General features: G+C 50.2%; 24 protein-coding genes. 1 reads left to right on the top strand and 23 read right to left on the bottom strand.

Annotation, left to right across the window (positions count from 1 at the left end; translation table 11 throughout):
• Positions 1-2: 2 nt before the first annotated feature.
• From NUX24_RS13365 to NUX24_RS13355, 3 genes are all read right to left on the bottom strand, one after another.
• Entirely contained in the window at positions 3-1,223 is a 1,221-nt protein-coding gene (locus tag NUX24_RS13365) for a Druantia anti-phage system protein DruA (RefSeq protein ID WP_095101392.1), read from the bottom strand.
• A gap of 256 nt (positions 1,224-1,479) precedes the next feature.
• Positions 1,480-1,818 (bottom strand): type II toxin-antitoxin system RnlB family antitoxin, encoded by a 339-nt coding sequence (locus tag NUX24_RS13360; protein WP_060854645.1) that lies wholly within the window; start codon positions 1,816-1,818, stop codon positions 1,480-1,482.
• A 5-nt stretch (positions 1,819-1,823) separates the two neighbouring features.
• Entirely contained in the window at positions 1,824-2,906 is a 1,083-nt protein-coding gene (locus NUX24_RS13355) for a type II toxin-antitoxin system RnlA family toxin (protein WP_211751104.1), read from the bottom strand.
• Between the two features lie 809 nt (positions 2,907-3,715).
• Here NUX24_RS13355 and NUX24_RS13350 point away from each other — a divergent pair.
• Positions 3,716-4,663: an ArdC family protein gene (locus NUX24_RS13350; RefSeq protein WP_257832098.1), complete on the top strand. Its 948-nt coding sequence runs from the start codon at positions 3,716-3,718 to the stop codon at positions 4,661-4,663.
• Between the two features lie 193 nt (positions 4,664-4,856).
• On the opposite strand, the gene mobC is transcribed toward NUX24_RS13350, so the two are convergent.
• The 20 genes from mobC to NUX24_RS13250 all read right to left on the bottom strand — a co-directional run bounded on the left by mobC (position 4,857) and on the right by NUX24_RS13250 (position 21,521).
• A complete protein-coding gene (gene mobC, locus NUX24_RS13345; protein WP_110195070.1) occupies positions 4,857-5,603 on the bottom strand; it encodes a MobC family replication-relaxation protein in 747 nt (248 codons plus the stop codon).
• Between the two features lie 9 nt (positions 5,604-5,612).
• Positions 5,613-7,472: a type IV secretory system conjugative DNA transfer family protein gene (locus NUX24_RS13340; RefSeq protein ID WP_110195069.1), complete on the bottom strand. Its 1,860-nt coding sequence runs from the start codon at positions 7,470-7,472 to the stop codon at positions 5,613-5,615.
• A gap of 748 nt (positions 7,473-8,220) precedes the next feature.
• Entirely contained in the window at positions 8,221-8,526 is a 306-nt protein-coding gene (locus tag NUX24_RS13335) for a hypothetical protein (protein ID WP_044612897.1), read from the bottom strand.
• Between the two features lie 18 nt (positions 8,527-8,544).
• Complete coding sequence (locus tag NUX24_RS13330) at positions 8,545-8,847, bottom strand: TrbM/KikA/MpfK family conjugal transfer protein (RefSeq protein WP_044612898.1); 303 nt, start codon at positions 8,845-8,847, stop codon at positions 8,545-8,547.
• Positions 8,848-8,896: 49 nt separating this feature from the next.
• A complete protein-coding gene (gene virB11 / locus NUX24_RS13325) occupies positions 8,897-9,925 on the bottom strand; it encodes a P-type DNA transfer ATPase VirB11 (RefSeq protein ID WP_044612899.1) in 1,029 nt (342 codons plus the stop codon).
• Positions 9,915-11,219 (bottom strand): VirB10/TraB/TrbI family type IV secretion system protein, encoded by a 1,305-nt coding sequence (gene virB10 / locus NUX24_RS13320; protein ID WP_044612900.1) that lies wholly within the window; start codon positions 11,217-11,219, stop codon positions 9,915-9,917. Before virB10 ends, virB11 begins: the two co-directional genes overlap by 11 nt.
• Positions 11,216-12,106 carry a P-type conjugative transfer protein VirB9 gene (virB9, locus tag NUX24_RS13315; RefSeq protein WP_374693106.1) on the bottom strand — a complete coding sequence of 297 codons (891 nt, stop codon included), beginning with the start codon at positions 12,104-12,106 and terminating at the stop codon, positions 11,216-11,218. Before virB9 ends, virB10 begins: the two co-directional genes overlap by 4 nt.
• Positions 12,103-12,786: a virB8 family protein gene (locus tag NUX24_RS13310; protein WP_044612901.1), complete on the bottom strand. Its 684-nt coding sequence runs from the start codon at positions 12,784-12,786 to the stop codon at positions 12,103-12,105. The genes virB9 and NUX24_RS13310 overlap by 4 nt, the downstream gene beginning before the upstream one ends.
• Positions 12,779-12,919: a hypothetical protein gene (locus NUX24_RS13305; RefSeq protein WP_015696803.1), complete on the bottom strand. Its 141-nt coding sequence runs from the start codon at positions 12,917-12,919 to the stop codon at positions 12,779-12,781. The genes NUX24_RS13310 and NUX24_RS13305 overlap by 8 nt, the downstream gene beginning before the upstream one ends.
• An 89-nt stretch (positions 12,920-13,008) precedes the next feature.
• Complete coding sequence (locus NUX24_RS13300; RefSeq protein ID WP_032699265.1) at positions 13,009-14,040, bottom strand: type IV secretion system protein; 1,032 nt, start codon at positions 14,038-14,040, stop codon at positions 13,009-13,011.
• Positions 14,041-14,113: 73 nt separating this feature from the next.
• Positions 14,114-14,389 (bottom strand): EexN family lipoprotein, encoded by a 276-nt coding sequence (locus NUX24_RS13295; protein ID WP_050888043.1) that lies wholly within the window; start codon positions 14,387-14,389, stop codon positions 14,114-14,116.
• A 10-nt stretch (positions 14,390-14,399) separates the two neighbouring features.
• Positions 14,400-15,119 carry a type IV secretion system protein gene (locus NUX24_RS13290; protein ID WP_044613678.1) on the bottom strand — a complete coding sequence of 240 codons (720 nt, stop codon included), beginning with the start codon at positions 15,117-15,119 and terminating at the stop codon, positions 14,400-14,402.
• 23 nt (positions 15,120-15,142) lie between these two features.
• A complete protein-coding gene (locus tag NUX24_RS13285) occupies positions 15,143-17,890 on the bottom strand; it encodes a VirB3 family type IV secretion system protein (RefSeq protein WP_044613677.1) in 2,748 nt (915 codons plus the stop codon).
• A gap of 11 nt (positions 17,891-17,901) precedes the next feature.
• A complete protein-coding gene (locus NUX24_RS13280; RefSeq protein ID WP_032699349.1) occupies positions 17,902-18,180 on the bottom strand; it encodes a TrbC/VirB2 family protein in 279 nt (92 codons plus the stop codon).
• A complete protein-coding gene (locus NUX24_RS13275) occupies positions 18,161-18,826 on the bottom strand; it encodes a lytic transglycosylase domain-containing protein (protein ID WP_044613676.1) in 666 nt (221 codons plus the stop codon). The genes NUX24_RS13280 and NUX24_RS13275 overlap by 20 nt, the downstream gene beginning before the upstream one ends.
• Positions 18,827-18,902: 76 nt before the next feature.
• Complete coding sequence (locus NUX24_RS13270; protein ID WP_044613675.1) at positions 18,903-19,124, bottom strand: hypothetical protein; 222 nt, start codon at positions 19,122-19,124, stop codon at positions 18,903-18,905.
• 395 nt (positions 19,125-19,519) lie between these two features.
• Positions 19,520-19,729 carry a TraR/DksA family transcriptional regulator gene (locus tag NUX24_RS13265; protein ID WP_044613674.1) on the bottom strand — a complete coding sequence of 70 codons (210 nt, stop codon included), beginning with the start codon at positions 19,727-19,729 and terminating at the stop codon, positions 19,520-19,522.
• On the bottom strand, positions 19,719-20,306 hold the full coding sequence (locus NUX24_RS13260) for a DUF2857 domain-containing protein (protein WP_044613673.1): 588 nt from the start codon (positions 20,304-20,306) through the stop codon (positions 19,719-19,721). The genes NUX24_RS13265 and NUX24_RS13260 overlap by 11 nt, the downstream gene beginning before the upstream one ends.
• Positions 20,307-20,320: 14 nt before the next feature.
• Positions 20,321-20,515, bottom strand: coding sequence for an AlpA family transcriptional regulator (locus NUX24_RS13255; protein ID WP_032699280.1), 195 nt, complete (start codon positions 20,513-20,515; stop codon positions 20,321-20,323).
• Positions 20,516-20,816: 301 nt separating this feature from the next.
• Positions 20,817-21,521, bottom strand: coding sequence for a hypothetical protein (locus NUX24_RS13250; RefSeq protein WP_306460115.1), 705 nt, complete (start codon positions 21,519-21,521; stop codon positions 20,817-20,819).
• Positions 21,522-21,567: the final 46 nt, after the last annotated feature.

Here is a 21,567-nt window from a genome sequence, read left to right as displayed (position 1 = left end):
CTTTAGGCAATTTTACTAGTTATTACGTCCAGTTTTAATCCTTTAATTAGTAAGGATATATCGTCCCGTCTCCAGTTCTTATAATAACCCTGCCTTAGAGCTCGCGGTTCAATCCATCTCTTACGCGCAAGTTCAGATATTTCATCAATAGTTTTTAAGGTTGAAAGGTCGGGTGTACCCCTACCAGTCGCGAGAATTTCTTTTGCATTTTCAGCGAGCTGGCAGAAAAATACCTCTCTTTGGATTCCATGACGTAAAACCGCTTGGTTAATCCCGAGTTGTTTCAGGGCAGCTTTGATAGTTCTGAGCCGCCAATTTGAGCCTTCGCCAAAGCAATGTTGATCGGCATACGGGTGCTCTGCGAGTCGAAGATATTCACGCATCTCCCCAAATAACTCATCGGTAATATGAAAATGCCCCCAGCCGACGGTATAACCGATTGGTTCAAAATAACTTATGCTATCTAGCTTCAGTCGATTATAAAGTGATGAACGCCCCATGGAAGAACTTGTTGTTACTGCGAGTAAGTGAGCGTATTTATCTTTACCAGAAATAATGCCCGTCGTTGAACCATAATTTCGTAGGAAATCGTCATAAACTTCTCGTGAGCGGATTAAACAGGCAATCGCTTTACCGCCTAAAAGCATATTGTAGGGGGGAACCGCTCCAAGAACGTAAGCATCAAGTATGTTAACTAGCCGACTTGATCGATCATTAGATGTCCATCCGATTAAATTATCACGTACAGATAAGTTAAAAACTGGATCTCCTAATGCAAATATTCCAGCAAGTCGGTCATGCCCTCTGTCCCACACGAGGTACCGCATGCGGCGACCGTAACCATTTGATACTGGAACAGACCAGGTTAAAGATGCTGCCCTAAAGAGTTTGGATTCGAACGAATTCGCAGAAACTTTTATCAATGATAAGCGAATCTTAGTTGGATCAATCTCATTTCCGTTGGCAAAATATGGTATGGCACTTGGCAAGAATTCAGATATAAATTGCTCAGAGGAGCGTAGACGTTCTTCACGTTGAGCGCTGTGCAGTTGACGGATAGATTCTTTTCCTGACTCAGGACGAACTAGTGTTCCATCCGGCCCTTTTTGAAACCCCAGTTGTGTAAAATGTGAGCGTATTTTGCGTTTTAAGCTAGCCTCTGGGGTAAAGGCTTGTGCTACTGGGGCTTTCTCTCCATTGCTCTTACACTTAACTGATTTCAATGCCTTACCTTAATCTTCTAATTCAGTTAGTTAATGTACAGTTTATAATACTTGCAGGTTACTTTCATCACAATGGACATAAAATTTTTCTTACTTCCATAGTTTTAACATTGGTCTTCTGGTGTGGGGCATTGATTAGCGGTCTAACATAAAAGATTTGATAATCTGTGTTTCTCTATTGTATTGAAAATGATATGTTTTTATTTTTGTAAGTATTGAAGAATCTATGTGAGGTGATCAGGAAAAAACGGCTGGATTAGTGTGTGAACTTTTCAATCTCAGTGGATGAGAGTACGCTCCCAAGTAGAAATGTCTGATCTTGTTTAGCAAAAGCATCCTGTTCATTTTTGATACTTGGATTTACATTGGATTCTAGCACGAACGAGGAACGAACAAATTTTCTATTGGTAAATTTCATAGATGCAAAGCGGTTCTCTGCTAAGCCATTTACAGCTAATAGGTCAAACAGCACTACACCCTCAAAACCAAGTTGATCGAGTTCAATTGCCAGACCTTTTAATTGACGCAAAGGGTGAAAATCCGCTGTGGCAGTTATAACAGCTATTTCACCAATAATGCGTATTTTTTGAATCATAATTTTCACATTCTCGCTGTATATAAGCTATCGATCGCAGAATATGTGTTTTTAGATAAACTTATTGCCTTTTCAAGGGTATCTATCATGCGACTGCCATCTGCAAACTCTTCCATATGGAAAAGTGTATGACGATGTTTCCTATAGAATGTATAGCCGTTATTCAAAGCATCCTGCATCCCTATATTTCTAACCATTGCACTGTATTGAGGTTTTAAAGTACATAACCCACGATTGATATCAAAAAAGTCGCCAAAACCATGTTCTGCATCTTCAACAGACATATTGTAAATGCACATCTGCTCTTTCAGCACTCCTTCGAGAGCCCGTAGGTCCGGATAGAGTAATAGGCAATAATCTGGTAACTGTGGTGAGGCTAATTTCACACAACAGCTAGAGATTAGCAGTTTTTTTACTGATTCAGGTAAGAGTTCATAGCTTCTAGGAAATGCCGTTTTTATATAGTCATCGGCCATCTCCTTTCTAACTATCTCAGCGCTACTATCATCTTTACGATATAAGACTTGTTCTAATCCTTTGAGATCCAGTAAATCTGTAAGCATGAAAATAACACGACGATAACATGACAAAGGTTTACCCTGTATTTGTAAAACTCTTGTGCGTCGATGGTGAGTGAGAGTTAAGTGGTCTTGATGTGCAATACTTTTCAGCGTTACCTGCTTACAGTTGTCCTCATCACGTAAGAGATTGAGTTCAATATCACCAGCCTCCAAAACGCATTCTAATATAGGATCGAATGATTCTGTAGTTATTCCTTTCAATGAATAATTGACGTTTTCAAATTCTGCTGGGTCGATTGTATCCCTTAAATATGAAGCAAGTGTTTCACCAACTGGTTGATTTTTACCTAGTTTCCACTGAATCGTAGTTGTACCTGTATGGTTGAGGTGAAAATCAACAGTTGAGAATTCCGACCCAGTAGAGCCAAAAACCACCCTTTTCCTTTTGGGAAATGTTTGTATATCTCCATCAAGCTGATAGCCGTGAGATTCCAGAAAGTTCTGGATATTGAGATCAAGGTTTTCTCGGTTAAGATTCAGATCTCTGTAGTCAACCACGATTTTCACACCCCTTTCTCTCAATTATTTGTAATCTTTTAACGGAAGATTATAACACCATTTTTAAATTAAGTCATGCTCTAAAAAGTGATGATGGCGAAGATTGGTATTCCAGTAAAAATCCTAGTTTATTAGATAGTTAAACGGCAGTGTGGAGTCGCCTCGGTGAGGCAAATGCAAAGGGAAGGTGGCATATAGCGAAGACTCAAGCCACACGCTTTCATGCGGAACGGAATTATTTTTAATGGAATGCAATTAATTATAAGATCAGAGTCAATTTATAATAACACCATATAACTATAGTGGTGGTTTTAAATTGATTATTCTAACTGAAAAATTGGAATTTCAAGTGAATTTGCGATCAACTAAAAGATTTTCACATATTTAGAATACCTTTTAAAGGCTGGTTGTAAAATAATCACCTACAGTTCATTATTTCCTCCTTAGGAACAATATATTAATCTCTGCCAGTTATGCTTATACTATATCTAAAATCCCAAATCCCAAATCCCAAATCCCAAATCCCAAATCCCAAATCCCAAATCCCAAATCCCAAACCCCAAACCCCAAACCCCAAACCCCAAACCCCTTTCACCGCTGCAACTGAGGGGCGCTAAGCCCGGCTATATAGGGGCAAGTTTTTCTCCTGTGAGCTTTTCGTTCTTCATATCAGCTTCTGGTTAATCGTTTCCCAACACAACCCGTCCTGCAAGGGTAAATGGCACGCATGCTGCGCCCTTGCAGGACAGAACGATGTCGGGAAAGCGAACCGTCAGGCGATACGAAGACGAAAATCACACACTGACGGAGAAAAAAACATGACGATTTCCCTGCATACCTCCCGGACGAGCGCCCCTAACACCGCAGCGGCGACCAGCGTATCCCCGCTGGACCCGTCAGGCTCCTCAAAAACGAAATTTTCTAAAACCAGAACCGACATTTACCAGACTGTTACTGACAACATCATTACAGCGCTGGAAGCCGGTGTAAAACCGTGGTCCTGCCCGTGGCAGCGTGTAGATGGCATGTCTGGTCTACCTTCCAATTACGCCACTGGTGCGGCTTATAGTGGCATGAATATCATGTTGCTGTGGTGCAGCGCATCTAAACAGAGTTTCAGCGATTACCGCTGGATGACCTACAAACAGGCACAGGCAGCAGGTGGACAGGTTCGTAAGGGTGAACGTGGCACAACAGCCATTTTCTACACCACACTCGAAAAGGAAAACGACGCCGGAGACGTTGAACATATCCCGATGCTGAAAACCTTTACCGTATTTAACGTTCAGCAAATCGACGGTTTGCCCCTGACAACTGAAACGGGCAGTCCGGAAGCAACCTTTGACTCGTTGCCCGATGCTGAAAACCTGTTCAGGAAGAGCGGCGCAAAAATCATTGAGAAAGGACAAAACGCCTTTTTCAGCCCATCAACTGATGAAGTCTGGTTACCGGAGCGCCATCTATTCGCTGATGCGGCTAACTTCTACGCTACCGGTCTGCATGAGCTTGTCCACTGGAGTGGTGGCAAAAAACGCCTGAACCGTGAAATGAAAGGGAAGTTTGGCAGTGCGGATTATGCAGAGGAAGAACTGGTGGCGGAGCTGGGAAGTGCCTTTCTGATGGCGGATCTGGGGATTGATGGCGAAGTACAACATGAAAGCTATATTGCTTCCTGGCTGAAAGCGCTGAAAAACGACAAGCGCTATATTTTCAAAGCGGCCAGCGCCGCCTCTAAAGCGCATTGTTATCTGATGAATAAACTCTGAGTCCGGAGCCGGACAACCGCAAGGGAGTGCGGTTACATGGTTTTTAACCGGCAACGCTGCAAGGCGCAGACTGAGGCGGAACGCAGCACCGCGAGTACCGAACAGTCTGCGCCTCGCAGTGGAATAAAAAATTTCCGGCCTGGCGGTATCGCCGCCAGCCCGGTGAGGCCATCACGATGGCCTGAGTCAAAGCTTACGTATAACTGTCTAATGACAGGCGCTTCAGTTCATCAAGGGTATAAATGCGAAATACCCGGCGGTGACGTTCTTCCAGCGGGACGTGCTGATGGTTGATGATGACATGTTTGATGCTGTCAAACAGCAGTTCAAGTGCCCGTTTTTTCTGTGGGTCAGGCACAACATAAAAAACGTAAATCCACTGCTTGCGGGTACGGGCCAGCAGGTGGCTGGCAATAATCGACTGGTAGCGGGCTCGGGTTTTCAGGCGGCGCTCGGTTTCAATGGCAATAACGTTACCGTCGGGCAGCGTCAGTAATCCGTCCGGGCGATGTTTTACCTGATACTGGCTGAGAAAGGTGGCCCGGTCGCCGTTAATCCATCCCGAAGCGCCTTTCTTCTCCAGAATAAGCCTGGCGGCCTGATTATCAAGATGGTGCTCCAGCGTCCAGCCGGTGATTTTTGATGGTTCAAACCGCGCAGGAAAGATTTTATCATTCGGGGTTAACACCACCGCTAGCCCGTCGCTGGTGATCCCCCATAATGAAATCTTGATTGTCCGTGATTCAAGCATATGCTTCTGGATTAACCCCATTCGCTCCGTTTTTGCCAACAGCGAATAAAGCGACTTATGATCCCGGAAACCAAATAACAGCATCAGCGTTTTAAAATCACTGTAAGTTTCTTCTTTCAGGAAGTTCAGCAGTTGTTTTATTTTTTCGTTGTTACGCGTCTGGCGCTCGTGAAAGGACGAAATCAGCATAACCGCTCCTTAAAAATCCTGCGGGGACAGGTGTTCTTCATCATCAGGTTTCGGCTTTACCGGTTTTACTTCTATTTCGTCGAAGAAAAGAGCCGGGTGCGTTGTCATCACATCCCGCATGGCTGGTTTATCATCCTCGCCAAAATCCAGCATGATCTTCACCGGGGCTGCCCCTGCGGCAATATCAGGGGAAACCGAAAAGATTTTTAGCTGACGCTTTCTGACCTTTATCGGCGAGATCAGTGAAGCAGAAGGTAGCGTTTTTGTCGTAAAGATAAAGCTGACAAAATCGGGCAGGTTCAGGATCATATTGCTGTCAATAAAGAAACGTTCGGCCTGGCGGATTGTGCGCTCACTGTCGATGGTTTCCGTCAGCATATTATCCGTCTTAGCCTTACGGAGTTCGTCATCCACCAGAATCGTGCCTGACATTCTTGCCACCCATTCCGCTGTATCCGGGTCCATAACCCGGTATACCAGCTTGAATTTTGCATTTTCTACCACAGCGCCGACAACTGCGTCACCTTTCAAATCTGCCGGGCAGTCTTTTAAATCGGCGATGGACTGGTGGTCCATAATAATATGCACACCTTTATCCCGCGCCGCACCTAGACCTTCCAGCGCTGGTCTGGATAAATGGTATTTCAGTTCGGAAAGATAAACAGCAATGGGGCGGGGGACGTCTGTTACACGGTCGCGCCTTTCTGCTAACTGGTAAAGGCGAACCAGCAGCATCCGCTGTGCGGTTATAATTTTGCTGTTTCGCATGGAACCGACAACATAACAGCAACCACCTTCATCAAATATTTTCCTGAGTGAAAAACCTTTCGGTGAATTAACGGCATTGAGTAATGCCAGTTCCTCAATCTTGCCGAAAAATGCTTTGATTCTTTCAGCAATACCCTGAACATAATCACCGTTATAAACATCCCGGAGTGTTGCCGATGGATTATCGCTGACAAAATGCGCGGCGATACGCGCGGCTTTTCGGTCATCAATGCGATAAAAGTCAGATTCCTGTCCTTTTTCCGCAAGGCTGAACCCTGCAACAAACAGTTCTTCCAGTTCATCGGGCGTAATATCTTCAATCAGGTTTAACTGGTATTGCTGTTTTCGCAGGTCAATTAAGGCAAAAGGCTTGCCTGCATCCTCACAGGCTTTGCGGTAAAGGTGTGGAGCCCATTCATCATCCTTGGGGTCCATAACAAAGACACCTTCACCGGCCAGAATGCTCTGGTAGAGCAATATCCCAGCTGCGACCCCTTTACCGGCTCCGGTGGTGCCAATAATGTCCGCGTGTTGTTTCTGCCAGTCCTTTAACGGGAGATACATCGGTTCATTCTCCCTGTCCATGCCAGTAAAGATTCCTTTATTCAGGTCGATATAATCCAGTGGGTTATAATGCAGAGTTTCCGGTAGCAGGGATTTCACGGTGCGGACATCAGTACGTAATTCCCGTTCAAGGGTGGTCTTTTTAACAAGGCGTTTCTTAATTCTATCCAGTTCCGGCGTGAATACCCGACGAAGCATAATATGAAAAATAATCCCGGTTACAGTGAATACAATCCGTACTGACCAGGCCAGTACTGTATTATCACTGGTGAGTTTTATTTTATACAGCCACTGAAAGGATCCGATAACTATCGGGGCCAGTGTGCCATAGAGAAAACACAGCAGGGAAAAAGCAATAATCAGCTTTTTCCAGAGCGGCGCTTTCTGCCGTTCATCGCTTTTCATCGACGCAAAAAACGGCATCGTCAGCCCCGCTAATAACGCCAGTATCAGTTGTTGCTGTTGTACAAAAGCGAGCAGCGCCAGCATCCCGTTCACTATCGGCGACAGTGAAGCGGCAAGCTTATTTAAAATCATCGTGCCTCCTTCGTCAGCTATTCGCCCCATGACATCTCCCCGTCAATTCGCCCCACGGTGTCGGGCGAAAAGGCGGGGCGAGTGTATGGGGTAAAGAAGGTGGCCGCTGTGCGACCATGTGCAGGAAAGCATGCTTCCCTGCACCAAACGGCGTGCGCCAGTACATGCGGGCTGGACGCCCTTATTGCCTGTCGCATGGGGGTAATGTCGTGGCTGGACGCCGCGTCAAAACCCCCGAGGTCAAAGGCGGCACACCGTCGCACGCTACGCGCGACCACCCCCTTTAAGACGGTCGCTTTCGCCTTTTTCTTCCCTTTGCTCGTGCCTCGCAGCGGGAATAAAAGGGAAGCTGACCTTTAAAGAGGGTGGTCGCGCCACGCTACCGGCTTTTGGCCGGAGACTTAGCCGCGACGGTGTGCGGGGCTGTGCCCCCCAAATAAATCGCTGTCGTGGGCGACAGCTTTTCGCTCGCTGGGGCGGCGAAATTTATTCGGCTCCCCCCGGCCGGCAAAATCCGCGTGGGCGCGGCTGTTTGCCGGTGAGGCGCGGTGCCTGAACTATTTTCGCTCCTTAACCCGCGAAAATAATTCTGTCCGCTGCCTCATTTTTACGGCCCGCATTTCTTCACTCCTTAATTCGCGAAAAATGTGCTAGACCGTAAAAACCTGAAAACCGCCACGCCTTAAGCCTGATTCGGCTGAAATATTCCGCTGTCGTTTGAGAACTGAGAATAAAATAATAGCAGGGGTTAATATTGGTTCTCGCGGATTTCCCTGATGATGTCGGAATAACACTGACGACTTTCTTTAATGCTGGTTTCATCAAGCGTAAACCCTCGACGGTTAGCTTCTTCTGTCAGCGTTATTCTGTCGGTGCCGTTCAGCGTTTGCAGTAATTGCAATAACCGGCATATAACCCGGTAGTGATATATTTCATAATAAAGGCCGCATCCGTGCATCGACTCATTTTCAATGTGCTCAATAACACAGGCTGCGCGCATGGAATCTCCGCGCTGATGTGTCCAGGGATGCTGAATAAAACCCGGTTTCGTCATAAAGATAACCTCCGCTAATTAACCACGAATGCGGCCAAATTTATTGATAATCTGGCTGATAATGGCGGGGTCTGCCGAATCACATTCAAGTAAAAACGATTTTCTGGCATCGGCAGTATGGTCCGGCAGAAAACCGTGCCTGTTCTTTTTGACTATGTTAAAGAATGCTCGTTCGGCCGAATGGCATTCATTGCCGCCGCCGTTCCCGGTGGCTTTACCGTACATGCATAACACCACTTCACAGGCGTCAGCGGCCATGACGGAGGTGGAATATGACGCCATAGCGCTGAGTAATAAAGCGGAGGATATTACTTTTTTCATTTCGGTCACCTTCACATTTAAACTAGGGTAGCGTATTTGGATATGTTATTTACTGGAGTCCTTTGCTGAATACACCTCTCATGTCATTGAGATGAAGGGGTTTAAAATAAACATCACTCATCCGGCGTATGTCACCGTGAATATCAATGCTGACTATCACATCAATGCTCTTAAGCAACTTGCGTAACAGCACTTCGAAAGGCATGTTCCGGCAGTCGGGGTTTTCATAGCAGCGGTCAATTAACCCTTCGATACATTCTTCCGGGCTGCCCGCATGCAGGGAGGTTATCAATCCCTCATGCCCTGAACCGACGATTTTCAGGGCATCCCAGGCTTCCCGACCGCGAATTTCAGCCAGTAATATCCGGTCAGGGTTCATACGATAATTGGCGCGTATCAGTCTGCCGGGCGTGATAATGGCATTATCCCCGGCGTCCGCTGGATAAAAGAGATGGACATAATTGGTGTGGTGATAGAGCCGGATTTCGGGATTATCCTCAATGGTGGTCAGCCTGAGGTGCCGGGGAATCGAGTGCAGCAGCGTTTTCATATAGGTGGTTTTACCGGACCCGGTTTCACCGACGATAAAAATCGTCTTGCCGTATTCCACCGCTTTTTCCATAAAGCGGGGAATATCCTCACTCTGATAGTAGCGGGTCAGTTCAACATCTTTGCCTTCCGTTCGCTCCCTACCGGTCACCCGGTTATAAAATCCCGCATCAATCCATGACTGATGCGTTTTCTGCCCGAATGAGGGTTTGCGCAGGGTAATAGACACGGTATTACGCTCACAGGCCGGGGGAATAATGGCCTGAATGCGCTCGCCTGATTCAAGCGTGGCGGAAAGGATCGGCGAGGTGTCGTCGATATTATCGTCCTGCCACGACGCCAGCGCTCTGGCAAAGGCGTAACACTGGCGCAGCGTAATGGGGGCTTCATGTCTTCGCCATTTCCCCCGAATTTTGGTATGCAGTTCACCCGGCCGGTTAACGGCAATTTCCGTCAGGCCGTCCTGCGCAATAAACTCACCAAACAGCTGTTTTTTCATAAAATCCAGCGACAGGTTTTCAGCGTTCATACCACCTCTTTTTCAGTCGTAGCTGCCAGACGGATGAGAAATCAATGTCGGTGCCGGTCATGATCCCGATGACATCACCCTGATTCAGGTAAAGGGTGGGCGGGATATTGATGCTGTTGTCCAGCGTCGTTTTCGCCATTTCCGCCGTGGCGGCGCGGGTGTTTTCGGTGTAGTCGGTATTGCGGTCTTTCCCCGGGGCAGCATCCGACGCCGCCGCAGCCACGTCCTGCACGGTACTGAGCATCAGGGCATTGCCGAAGCGCTCCCAGAAGTGATTGTCGATCCAACCTGAGATCCCCGCCTCGCCGAGCGGGCCGCTGGCCTGCGTATCAGTTAGCGGGATTTGCAGGCTGCCGGGCTCAGGCGTACGCAGCTCCGTCCACAGCACAAACATCCTGCTGCGTCCGTGTTGCAGCGCCCCGGTGCGGTAGATGCCACGGGCGACCGTTCCCGCCGGGATCAGCGTCACATGGTTGCTGGCGCTGTAAACATCTTCACTGACCAGGCAGGAAATATGCCCCGCGACATCGGACACGAAGCGCCACATCATCGAACACGGGATATAGCGGTCCACCGGGATATAGAGATCAGGATCGAGGCCCAGCCGTCTGACGCCGGTGACACGGGCGACGCCCGGATTGTCGTTATTACCCGTTTCCGGCGAGGCAGTCTCCGGGCAGCGCAGGCGGCCATCTTTACCCCTGGTCAGTACTGACGGACAGGATGTGTACGTCGTGGATGATGACGGACTGTTGGACGTTTCTGCGTTGCTACGCATTTCACCCGGGGACGTGCGTGCATTATCACCCGGCATTGTTCGGGCGTTGTTCAGCCCGTCAGCCAGTGCGGCTGCCTTGTTCAGAGCGGGTGGGGCTGGTGGCAGGGTGGGTGCGGGAGTGACGGCTTGGCGGGCAGGGTCTGTTTCGTCCTGTGTGTGCGGCCCGAACAGGCCAAACGGGTTACTGTCCATGCCCAGATTTTGACGCTCATGCAGCGTCTTCCCGGCGGAGGTCGGCGGCGAGGTGTCGGCTTCTTTCTCATTACCCTCTTTCAATGCACTGAAAAGATGATCGCCGCCGGATGCCAGGGCGATCACCAGCGCCAGACTCAGCAGGCTGACGGTCAGCGTGCGGCGACCGGATGCCTTACGAAAACGGGTCACTTCCGGCTGGCCGGGCGGTGTTCTTTGCTCCGGCTCCTGATACGCCATTGCCGCACGGGCGCGTTCGCGGGCTTCCGCTTCCCGCTCTGCGGTAGTTTTTTCCGGCTTGTCCGGGACAGGTTTATCGGTCATCTGGCCTCCAGCGTAACGGACGGTGAAACGGTGTCGCTGCGGGTTATCGCGATGCGCCCGAACCCGTCGTTTTCGATCCCTACCACTGAGGTGCCGTAACGCAACACCAGTTGTGGCGCTGCCGGCACCACCATCACAATGTAATTACCCTGCTTAACTGTCCGGGGCGTGAGCGCCTGCTCCCGTCCGTTAACCACCCGGAAAACAGACGGCAGGGTTTTGATGGGGGAAAAACCGATATAAGCAAAACGACCATCATCCCAGGCAAAATCCGGTGCGATGGAGACCGAACCGGCGGCGACCCGTTTGGTGTAGCGCCAGTTGCGCGGCGTGCTGGCCTGTCCGAATGCCGCCGCTATCTGCTGCTTCTCCTGTCTTTCACGCTGCTGCGTCTGACGCTCGGCGCTGGCGGCGGCGGATTGCTGGCGAACCTCGGCCGGATAGTGGTAACGGATAACGAACGCCTGCGCGTGGGAATCGTGGTCCAGCACGTTCAGCTCCAGGCTGTAATCACGCTTTGAGGTCACCACGAAGAGGTTGGTCTTCCAGTCCTTTGCCGTGGGCAGGAACACCTGGCTGACGTTGTTGCCGCTGGCGTCCGTCACCGGCTGGGTTATGGGGTTCGGGCTGACGCCGACCCGGTTATCACTTTTCGTGACCGTCCAGCCTTTTGGAAAACCCGCTTGTGCATCAATCACAGTTTCATCGTCGTCAAACAGCAGCGTGGTGACGTAGCCGGGACGGGTATTCACCACGGTGGCGTTCTGGCTGTTATACGATACGTTCTGCATCCGGCTGTCATAGCCGCTGCCGCGCGGGGTGGCGGCGCTCCATGTCGCGCATGACACCATTAAGCCCGTCAGGAGCAGGATGTTTTTCAGCATCATTCGCTCCTCAGTTCTTTATCGCGCTGGTAGCTGGTGACGATAAAGCCCAGCGGGTTCACTTCCCGCTGGCTGTCCGTCAGTTGCTGATGCGGGACATAGCGGTAAGTGAGGCGGATATTCCAGAAGTCCGTTTTCACTGAATTATCAGAAATACGACGGAGGGTGCGCTTAATACGCAGTGTTGCCAGGTTATCGGGTCCGGTGGCAGGTGCATGCACATTAGAAATAATGTCGATATAGACGACATATTCGGCTTTATTAAAAATAACGTCCGGAGCCTGGTCGCCGTTAAACCTGTCCAGATAATCCCGGTTCACAGTGTCGCTGTTAAATAACTGTACGTCGTCGTAATCACGCTGGAGGGAGAAGTAATTATACCCTTCGCGAAGACTGACATAGTGTGCCGCCAGTGAGTGGGCCAGTGCTTTTTCAGACGCAATATCCCGCACTTTAAGGCGGGTCATATACTCATAACGACCGGTCTGTTTGTCCACCGACCACAATTCAATGTCAGTGGTTTTCAGCGGCAGCAGAATAATAATGGCTGCGACCGCCAGTGCAGCCAGAATCAGCCCGGCAGCGGCCACCCGCCAGGCAGTTTTGCGGGAGCGCTCTTCCTTTTCCAGCAGGATGGATTCAAAAGAGCGCGAGACATCGATGATGCGCTGAATATCAGACATGGTGAGTCAGCTCCTGAATTATGGCGGGGGAATTAACCGGCTGGGGATCGCCGGACACCGGTGGGAGGTCGCCCTGATGCTGCGCGCAGCCCGTAAGCGCGCACAGCACCAGAAGCAAGATGCTGAATTTCATGGAAGCCTCTTATCGGATAAATGCAGGAAGGCCTCACCGCTGGCAGAGGCCACGGCGTGACGGAGAAAAGAAATTAGCGGTCGGGAGGATTAACGATGACGCTGCTGATTCTGGCGTTTCATGCTTTCAATGGCGGTGGCACGTTTCTGCCAGGTGCTCACGGTTTTGCCCGCCCCTGCGGCAATGAACCTGCCGGTTGTCGCTGCTGCGGCCATGCCACCTTTGGCGGTCAGTCGGCCCCCGGTCTTTATGCCGGGTTTGGAGACGTCGGCAGATTTGCTCGCCAGCCCGCTCAGTCCGCTCATAGCTGCACCCTGTAACACGGCCTGCACGGCGGCACCGCTCAGCGCAGTGGCTATTTTCGCTGAAAAATACACCAAGACGCCTGCGGCAATCCCGGCCAGCAAACATTGCGCCGCCAGGGTCACCATATTGCTTTCTGCAGACGTTGCTGTGGCGGCATCCAGTATTTTATTCAGGTAGTTGATGGCGATCCGGACAGACAGGGCAGAGAACATGATCGTTAAGATTGCGGTAAATAGTGTTTTCAGCCAGTTATCAAACATGGGTTTAAGAAAACCGTACAGCAGGCAGAAAATAAAGAGTGGGGCGGTGGTGGTCATTAACAGAATGGTGATTTCGGCGAGCAGGTTGACAAAGGTTGCAGCCAGTAACAGAACGATTGCACCGCCCCAGACCAGCACCTCGGCAAAGCCGCCATTCATTTTAACGTAGGTAGAAGTGTCCAAATTGAACAGCGTTTGCCCCAGCGCTTGTGCCTTTTCCCACACCGTGTCGAGCAGCGCCCAGACATTATCATCGCCACTGATGCCGTCCTTAAGCCCTTCAATGGCCGCAATGATGGCATCCAGCCAGCCATCGCGGTTTAAAACAAAGGTGGTGATCAGCAACATGCGGCCCACATCCCAGACAACATCTTCAACAGGTGTCTGGAGTTTGCCGCCAAGGGTCTGATACCCGCGATACGTAATAAATAGGGTAAAGGAACTGACGATAATCACACTGATTAGGGTGCCGTAGGTAGAAGACTGACCTTCTAACACGGCATTGAATCCATCCATGATGTTTTTGTCCATACCAACAAAAATACCACCGGACATGGTGCCTCTCATTAGTCAGGAACAGACAGGGGATAAAAACAGGGAAGTACCCCTGTTTTTGTTGGTGGGGATCTTACTGAGTGACGGATTTTCTTTTTTGGGCTTCCTGCTGAAACAGTGTCTCGAATTTTTCCCTGATGCCGGGTTTGCCTGTCTGGGCAAACATGAGTGCTGCCCGGTGCGCAAACTCGCAGTTGTCGCTTGCCTCACCATCCATGAGGCATTGCGTATAGACTTTATAGGTTTCATCGGGATGTTCTTTATACCAGGCTTCTGATTTCGTCTCTTTACAACCGGATAAGACGAGAATGCCTGACGTGATGCATAAGGTTAATACGGGTTTTAACATGTTAACCTCCCTATAGAGAGTTCAGATCGGCAACGGGCGCAGTTAATTGCTGTTGCTCAAAGGCTTTCTGTTTTTGCTGTTCCAGCAGCGTTGTTCGCTGTTCAGCCTGTTTGACTGACATTTCCCACTGGCTGGTCAGCGCATTTAATTGTACGCTTTTGGCCGCGATGGCGTTAGCCAGGTCCTGCGACTCTTTCGAATCCTGCGCATTAGCAATACGGTCTGATAAATCTGATATATCGCCGAGCGTGCCCGTGATCTTGTTTTCAACCTCGGACGTATTTTCTATCGCTACGGCCTGATTCAGGATCATCTGTTTGCAGCTGTCCAGATAGCGTGGTGAAGCGCTGGACGGGTTACAGGTATCGAACGTTTTATATTTGTTATACAAGCTATTAAGTTCAGACGAATATGACCCGCTTTGGTTGCTCAGCAGGTCATCCAGTGAAATACCGTGCTGACGAAGATTATCAATATCGGTTTTCAGACTTTTGGCCTCGCGGAGAAATGCCTGAACGTCACGCACGCCCGTTGCCGTGGCTAATTGCTGCTTGTAGGCATCAAGTTCACTTCTGTAATGGGTAACGGTTTCCTGCCACTGCTGGAGTTTCTGGATCCACTGATTCATGGATTCGGTATTCTGTACGGCGTCGAATACCGGTATTCCGGCGCTCATCGCCTGGGTGGAAATAAACAGTGATAATGCCAGTATGGTATCTCTGAACCGCATTTTTATTACCTCCGTCATGAATATTACAGGGCTTGTTCAAGGAAGGCGGCTTTCCAGTCATCAGGCTGCATTCCTTCCAGATACAGGGTGTCGAACAGCTTCAGGTTGTCTTCGCTGCCGCTGAGCATTTTGGTAAGTTTCCCGAGGCCCGATAAATCCATTTTCGCCATCGCCACAAAAGGCCGGGTTTCACCCGCGCGTAACGGCGTTTTCAGGACCACCATAGATCGCTCACCCGGATCGAGGTTTCTGACGATGTCGTACACGCTTTCCGGCACTTTCATCTTTTCCACGTAATCCGCCCTGCTGGCCTTCGGGTTGGCGAGAAAAATCTGCGTGCTGCACTGCTCGATAATCGCCGGGGCAATCGGGTGCTTGACGATTTCGTCAGGCGACTGCGTGGCGGGGACGAAGATGCCGTTCAGTTTGCGGATCACTTTCAGCATATTGAGCGAGAAGCGGGAGAATTCGACATCGGCCAGCCATTTCCAGAACTCGTCCATGAACATCACCAGCCGGCGACCGTCCAGCAGGCTGGTGACGCGGTAAAGCAGATAAAACGTAATGGGGCCGCGAATGTCGTCATCATCGAGAAATTCCGTACCGTCGATACCAAAATTTTCGACGTCGCTGATATTGAAGGTGTCCTCCTCATTGTCGAATACCCAGCCGAACTCGCCGCCCTGCGCCCACTGTTTAAGGCGAATACGTAGCCCGTTGATGCGGGCGTCGGGGGTTGGCGGCTCCGGCAGGACTTCCAGCAGCCGGGTGATACCGAACTTGCGGTATTCCGGCGGGTAGTCGAGCATAATGGTATCTACGGCGGCACTGATCCGCTCCTCATCGCGCGGATCGAGCGGCTTGCCGTTGCGGCCGCACAGCATGCGCACCAGTCGTTTGATAAAGCTGATATTCCGCCGGGTCGGCGCAAGCTTAAACGGGTTAAACCCGGTGGGCGTGCCGGTGCGGATACGGAAGTAGCGTCCGCCCATCTGGCGTATCGCCATCTCCGCCGCCCGGTCCTTGTCGAAATACACGGTGGTTAGCTGCTTAAGGGGGGCTGATTCAGAGAACGTCGCCGGATTGCGGTACTTCTGCATTAGTTGCTGCATCATGGTCATCAGCATCGTTTTCCCTGAGCCGGTTTTACCGATAATCGCCGTATTACCCGGCGTTTTTTCGTTGAAGTCATCCCGCCCGCTCTGGCTGTCGTGCAGGTTCAGGTAATACCCGCCACTGCCAGGGGATTTAAGTATCGCGATGGCATCGCCCCAGGGATTGCCGTTTCGTTTATGAGGATGAAAATTGTGCAGGCTCGCCAGGTCGGCAAAGTTCTGGCTGCTGACGGCCACCAGACGGGGGCGCAACGTATACACCCCCGGCAGTTGCGCCAGGTACGCGGCGGGCAGCGACAGCGTGGACAGCGTCGTCATGATGCCGAGGTCGGCGAAGGGTTGCGCCAGCGCGTTGGTGTCCTTGACCACCTGGTCGGCGCTGTCTGAAGATACCAGCAGGGAAAAGTGGTATTTTCCGCAGGAGACATGCCCGGACTGGAGCAGGTCACGCAACACAATCAGCTCTTCGCGCTGTGAAATGGCGTCGTCATCTGCCGAAGTTAGGCGCTTTTCCGCCAGGCGAATATGCTTCTGCACCTCATCGCGGGCCATGCAGGTGAAGGACTGCGTCAGCACATACTCGCTTTCGGCATACAGCAGTGCGTCCAGCAGGCCGGTCGCGGTCTCCGGCGAGTAGTCTTTGATTTCCAGACTTCGAAAAAAGCGGGAGCCGCCGACGGTCTGGCACTCGGCGGTGTCGGTGGTAAAAAAGACATCCGGCGTGCTTAACGTTTCATAAAACGCCGCAGGCGTGACCGCCACCTTTTGCCACTGGCCGGTGAGCAGACGGTGGTAAAAGGACAACTGGGCGGAATATACCCGCCCGTTTTCTTCATACATCCCCAGCGGCGTCGTCGTATAGCGGGACAGCGTCGAAGCCAGCGCATCCCGGTGTTCCAGCATCACTTTCAGGGCATCATCCAGCGCCGCTTTGCGTTTACCGTACGGTTGCGCCTTCATGGCCTTTTTCCCCAGCGGAGAGAAGGGCGCGTAGCAGACGGTGAAAAACAGCCGGTGCCGCCAGAACGGCTTTTCGTTGATCGGCTGGTAATACCGCCGGGTCACTTCATCAGAAAAGGGAATACCTGAATTCGCGTCAAAGGCATCGTGGTATTTTTCCCGGATACGGTGAAGATAGAAAGTGACCGGCAGGCCTTCATATGAACGAATAACGTTATTGAGATGCGTCGCCATTAACGTCAGATGGTGTTCGTCCTCGCATTCAAAAATGGTGCCCTCCAGCTCCCAGCTGGCAACCAAATCACCCTGGCGGTTTCTGATGACGTACGGGTGAATATGGGAGGAATACGGAATGTATTTCTCCAGCGTAACGCGCTCGTTTAACTTCATTTTTTCAATAAACTCCGAGACGTCGACAGCGTCATAGCGATTTGCCAGCAGGGCATTGGCACCAAAATGTTTATTGGTGCCAAACCGGCCACGGGTTTTAAAGGCCAGCCAGAGCAGCCCGAAATAGTGAATATCGGTTCTGGCTTTTGCCTTCATCTCCAGCCAGGCGGGAATAAGCAGTAATACCAGGTAATAGCTGACATAAACCGCCAGCAGGACGATAGCCCCGCTGACCATCACGAACGGCACGAGGGGAATACCGGCTATGGCGGCAGGCCGCGTCAGCGCTTTGTTCAGCGTAGCCATCGTTACCTCCCTTATGACGCCCAGTAGGCACCGAAACCTGACGCACCGACGATAAGGATGGCGCCAATGATGACGTTGCGCATGTCGTGCAGGCTCTTGCCGTCAAACAAGACTTTGTATCCCACCCACATGGTGGCCAGCGTGATGGTGACGGCGGCCAGCCCGAGCAGGCCAGTGGAGGTGTTACTCAGCGTCTCATTGGCTTTATTAAATCCGCTGTCTGCTGCCAGCACCGGGCTTGCCATTAACAAGGAAGAGAGGGCGGGCCAGTCAGTCTGTTTTCGTTTCATCATTGTTCCTCCTGGGGTCGGGAATGGGTAACGCGCCGCGTATCAAGGCGTTGGGGTAGTGCAGGGATGTCAGAACTGGCGTGGCGTTATCGGTAAGCTCGCCACGCATGACGGCGGCGGGGTAACGGATTGTCGGCACGAGCTTTTCGGCGGGAAGTCGCTGCCGGTCTTCCCGCGTTGACGGCACGGCGTAGCCGATGCGCTGGATGTAGCTGGTCTGGTTAAACGCAGATTCCGGCTGTTGGCCGGTCGTGAAATTTCCTGAGTAGTAGCAACTGAGCGCACGTTTGAGGGAACCGCCGCGGCGGTAGCAGTCGGTGAGGATGTGCTCAAACACGGACAGGTTGGTACAGGGGTTAAGAAGGTCACGGGCGCTCGCGCGGTAATGACGGAAATTGGTGCTGGTGATTTGCATCAGCCCGACCGAATAGCGTCGGCCCTGTGCTGCCAACCGTCCGGTGAGGCTGACGGCCTCATCCCTGCTCGTGGGGAAATGTGAAATCACGCCTTTGCCACCGGGCAGAATTTCAGCGATGGCATACGGATTCAAACCGGATTCGACCCGCGCCACATCAAGTACCGTAGACGGGTGAATGCTGGGGGCGCACTGCATAGCCGCCGCCAGAAATACGGTGGTGGAAAGCATGATGGCCTCGGAATGATAAACCGGGCAACGCGTACCGCCATCAGACGGCACAGGGCCGGAAAAAGGGTAAGGGTGGTTAAACGGGATGAGTATCCTGTGTTGTGTCGCCGTCATCCCGGGGCTCAAGGAGCACCAGCTTTCCGGAAACGGCAATGCCGGGTGTCAGTACCACGTTCAGTCCGGGTTTATCGTGATGGGCGAAAGCGACGCCGACTTTCGTCCACCAGGTGTTTTTTTCACCCTGTGGGTCGGGCTGACTTTCCTGGGTGACAAATACGTGATAAATGGGTTTTCGCATGACGCCTCCTCTAATAAAAACAACAATGAGTTAAATGAATGTCACATCCCAATTCTGCATTCCGGTTTTAACGGGTCAGCGAGAACATTCAGCGGCACCCTGAATTGTGGTTTCGTGACAGCCCGAAACTTATTTTTAAAGAGCAGTACCCGACCCGGGGGAATTAACGTCCATTCGGGTGGCTATTATGTAATGAGGTTTTCAGGATCAGATATCCGGGGCGGTATATAAACTATAAATTCAAAGTTAAAATGAGAGAGATAAATTAGTGGTGGAGGGGGTAAGCTCTGCGAAAAATAAAAGTAAGTGAAATAGTTAATAAAGACGACTGTATATTCATAGTTAATGATAAAGACATGCAGGGGAAATATTCCTGCATGTCTTTATGACCATTATTAACGTGTTCGACGTTCAAGTTTTTTCTGGCATTCTGTGCAGGTGGTTATGCCCGGGAGTGCCTGCCGTCGCTTTTCAGGAATGGGCTTACCGCATAGACGACAATGGAATAATGATGGCGTAGACCCTGGCTTAAAACGACTCTGTTCAATCATATCCTCCAGTCGTTGCTCATTAAATTCCTGATCGCGGTCGATCTCATCTGGCATGTGCGGCCCTCCGGTCTGACGTCTCCTGTTCACAAAGTGCGATCCGCTTCCAAACGATGGTCAGTGACAACCCTTCGACTTTCGGCAGCAGGGTTTGCGTTACCTGCATCATGGCGGCCAGCGCATCGGCCGAGTCCAGGTTGGCCACCCGGCATTGTTGCCATTGCCGCCAGATGGCCGCATCCGTCTCTTCGTTCGGCTCTGGCGTCCGGCCATAAGGCACACGGACGCCCAGTAACCGGCGGCGAAGGCAAACTTCGTTGGAGGTGAGGCCAAAATATTTGTTGAGTAGCGCAATTGACCCGCCGAGCCGGATGGCATGATTAATACGTTGCTGCTGCAGAACCTCCTTACGGGATTTAGCCAGAAGCAGGTGTAATGCGTCGTGATGAACCGTCACAGCCAAAAACTGCGCAGACTCCCGACTGATGATAAACAGCTCGTCTAGTGATAATTGGTTGAGGGCATTCATTTCGTCGAAAGTGAATCCGAGCGATTCACAGTAGCGAATGTTGCCATCCTTCAATGCATGCAAGGCATCGGTTAAAACGGCGTAATTCAGTGACGGGATTATCATGGTGTTTTCTCCCTTCAGCTTATTGAGCGGCGGGCTAATTTAATATTGATCCATTCGTCAATTTCCGATTCGAGCCAGGCGACACTGGCTGGGCCAATCTTGATTGAGCGAGGGAAGGTGCCGTCTTTCATATACAGATAGATTTGAGAGCGCTTCAGGCCCGTTTTTTCTTCAACCTGTTTCAGACGTAATAACTGATGAGATGTCACGGTATTCTCCTGTGGCAGATGTTGCGCTAGCCGGGAGATAACACGACAACACAAAGTCGTGGTGCGGAGAAAGTTGATGAACCCGTATTACGGAAAATCCAATCCTTAATACGGGTTTTCATAGCGAAGGGCATCATCTTACTTTTGTGTTGGTAGGGAAGGGGGCGAGCCGCGCTCAAGCGCAGTTTTGAGCGTGTCGCCACTGAATCGATCGGTAATGCCTTCCTCTGATGCCCATTGCTCAAAAATGGATAGCAACTTGTAAGGTTTTCCTATCAACGGGCTGATAGTTTCATTATTTCTACAGGCAAGCCAAAATAGTCTTGATAGAGGGGATGATATGCGTGTGGAAGAGTCCGAGAGTGATTTTTTTTCCAGCCAGCCAGTTGACTATTTTATTTAACTCAGTTTGCCTGATAACAAAACATGCATCCTTCGGTAAGTTATAAATAGGTAAGTAGGCATCATTAAAACTTAAATCTATGCCATTTAATGAGATTCCATTGCGTAATGAAATTCTATTGTGAACTAGAAAGTTTTCCCCTGATAAGGAAACAGTGATGCCATAGTTATTGTTCCCTCTAAGTACAGGTGATGGTATTTTTAGATTGTGAGCAAGTAGGCATTGTATGAGAAAATATTCATATCCAAAAAGACTTGTATCAATGACGCCATGAGCAGTGTGAAAATATTTACCTTCGGTGCTGAAAGTTAAATTACTCTCGCTAAAAAAAACGATTTCATCCGACGTAATTTTGCCGTCAGGTAAATTATTATCTTTAGGTTTTAGCTTTAATTTATGGTTATAGGATTTTATTTTCCTCAAGGTAATTGGAGACTGAAAGTATATCGAAAGGAGGATTTTTCCCTGCAGAGCATATCGATAGATATCACTTTCTTGTATTTTTCTAATGCCGTTTTTCTTTGATGCTTTAACTGCTTCTTTGATAGTTAACCAGTCTGAGTTTACATTTTTATTCTTAAGAAAAGCGAGTCTGTCTGACATAACATATCTCCTTTTACATATCCGTGCTGATAAATATAATGCCCTC

Source organism: Enterobacter sp. HG048 (assembly GCF_024702055.1).
Lineage (GTDB): Bacteria > Pseudomonadota > Gammaproteobacteria > Enterobacterales > Enterobacteriaceae > Enterobacter > Enterobacter dykesii.
This window is presented reverse-complemented; position numbering and strand designations above follow the sequence as displayed.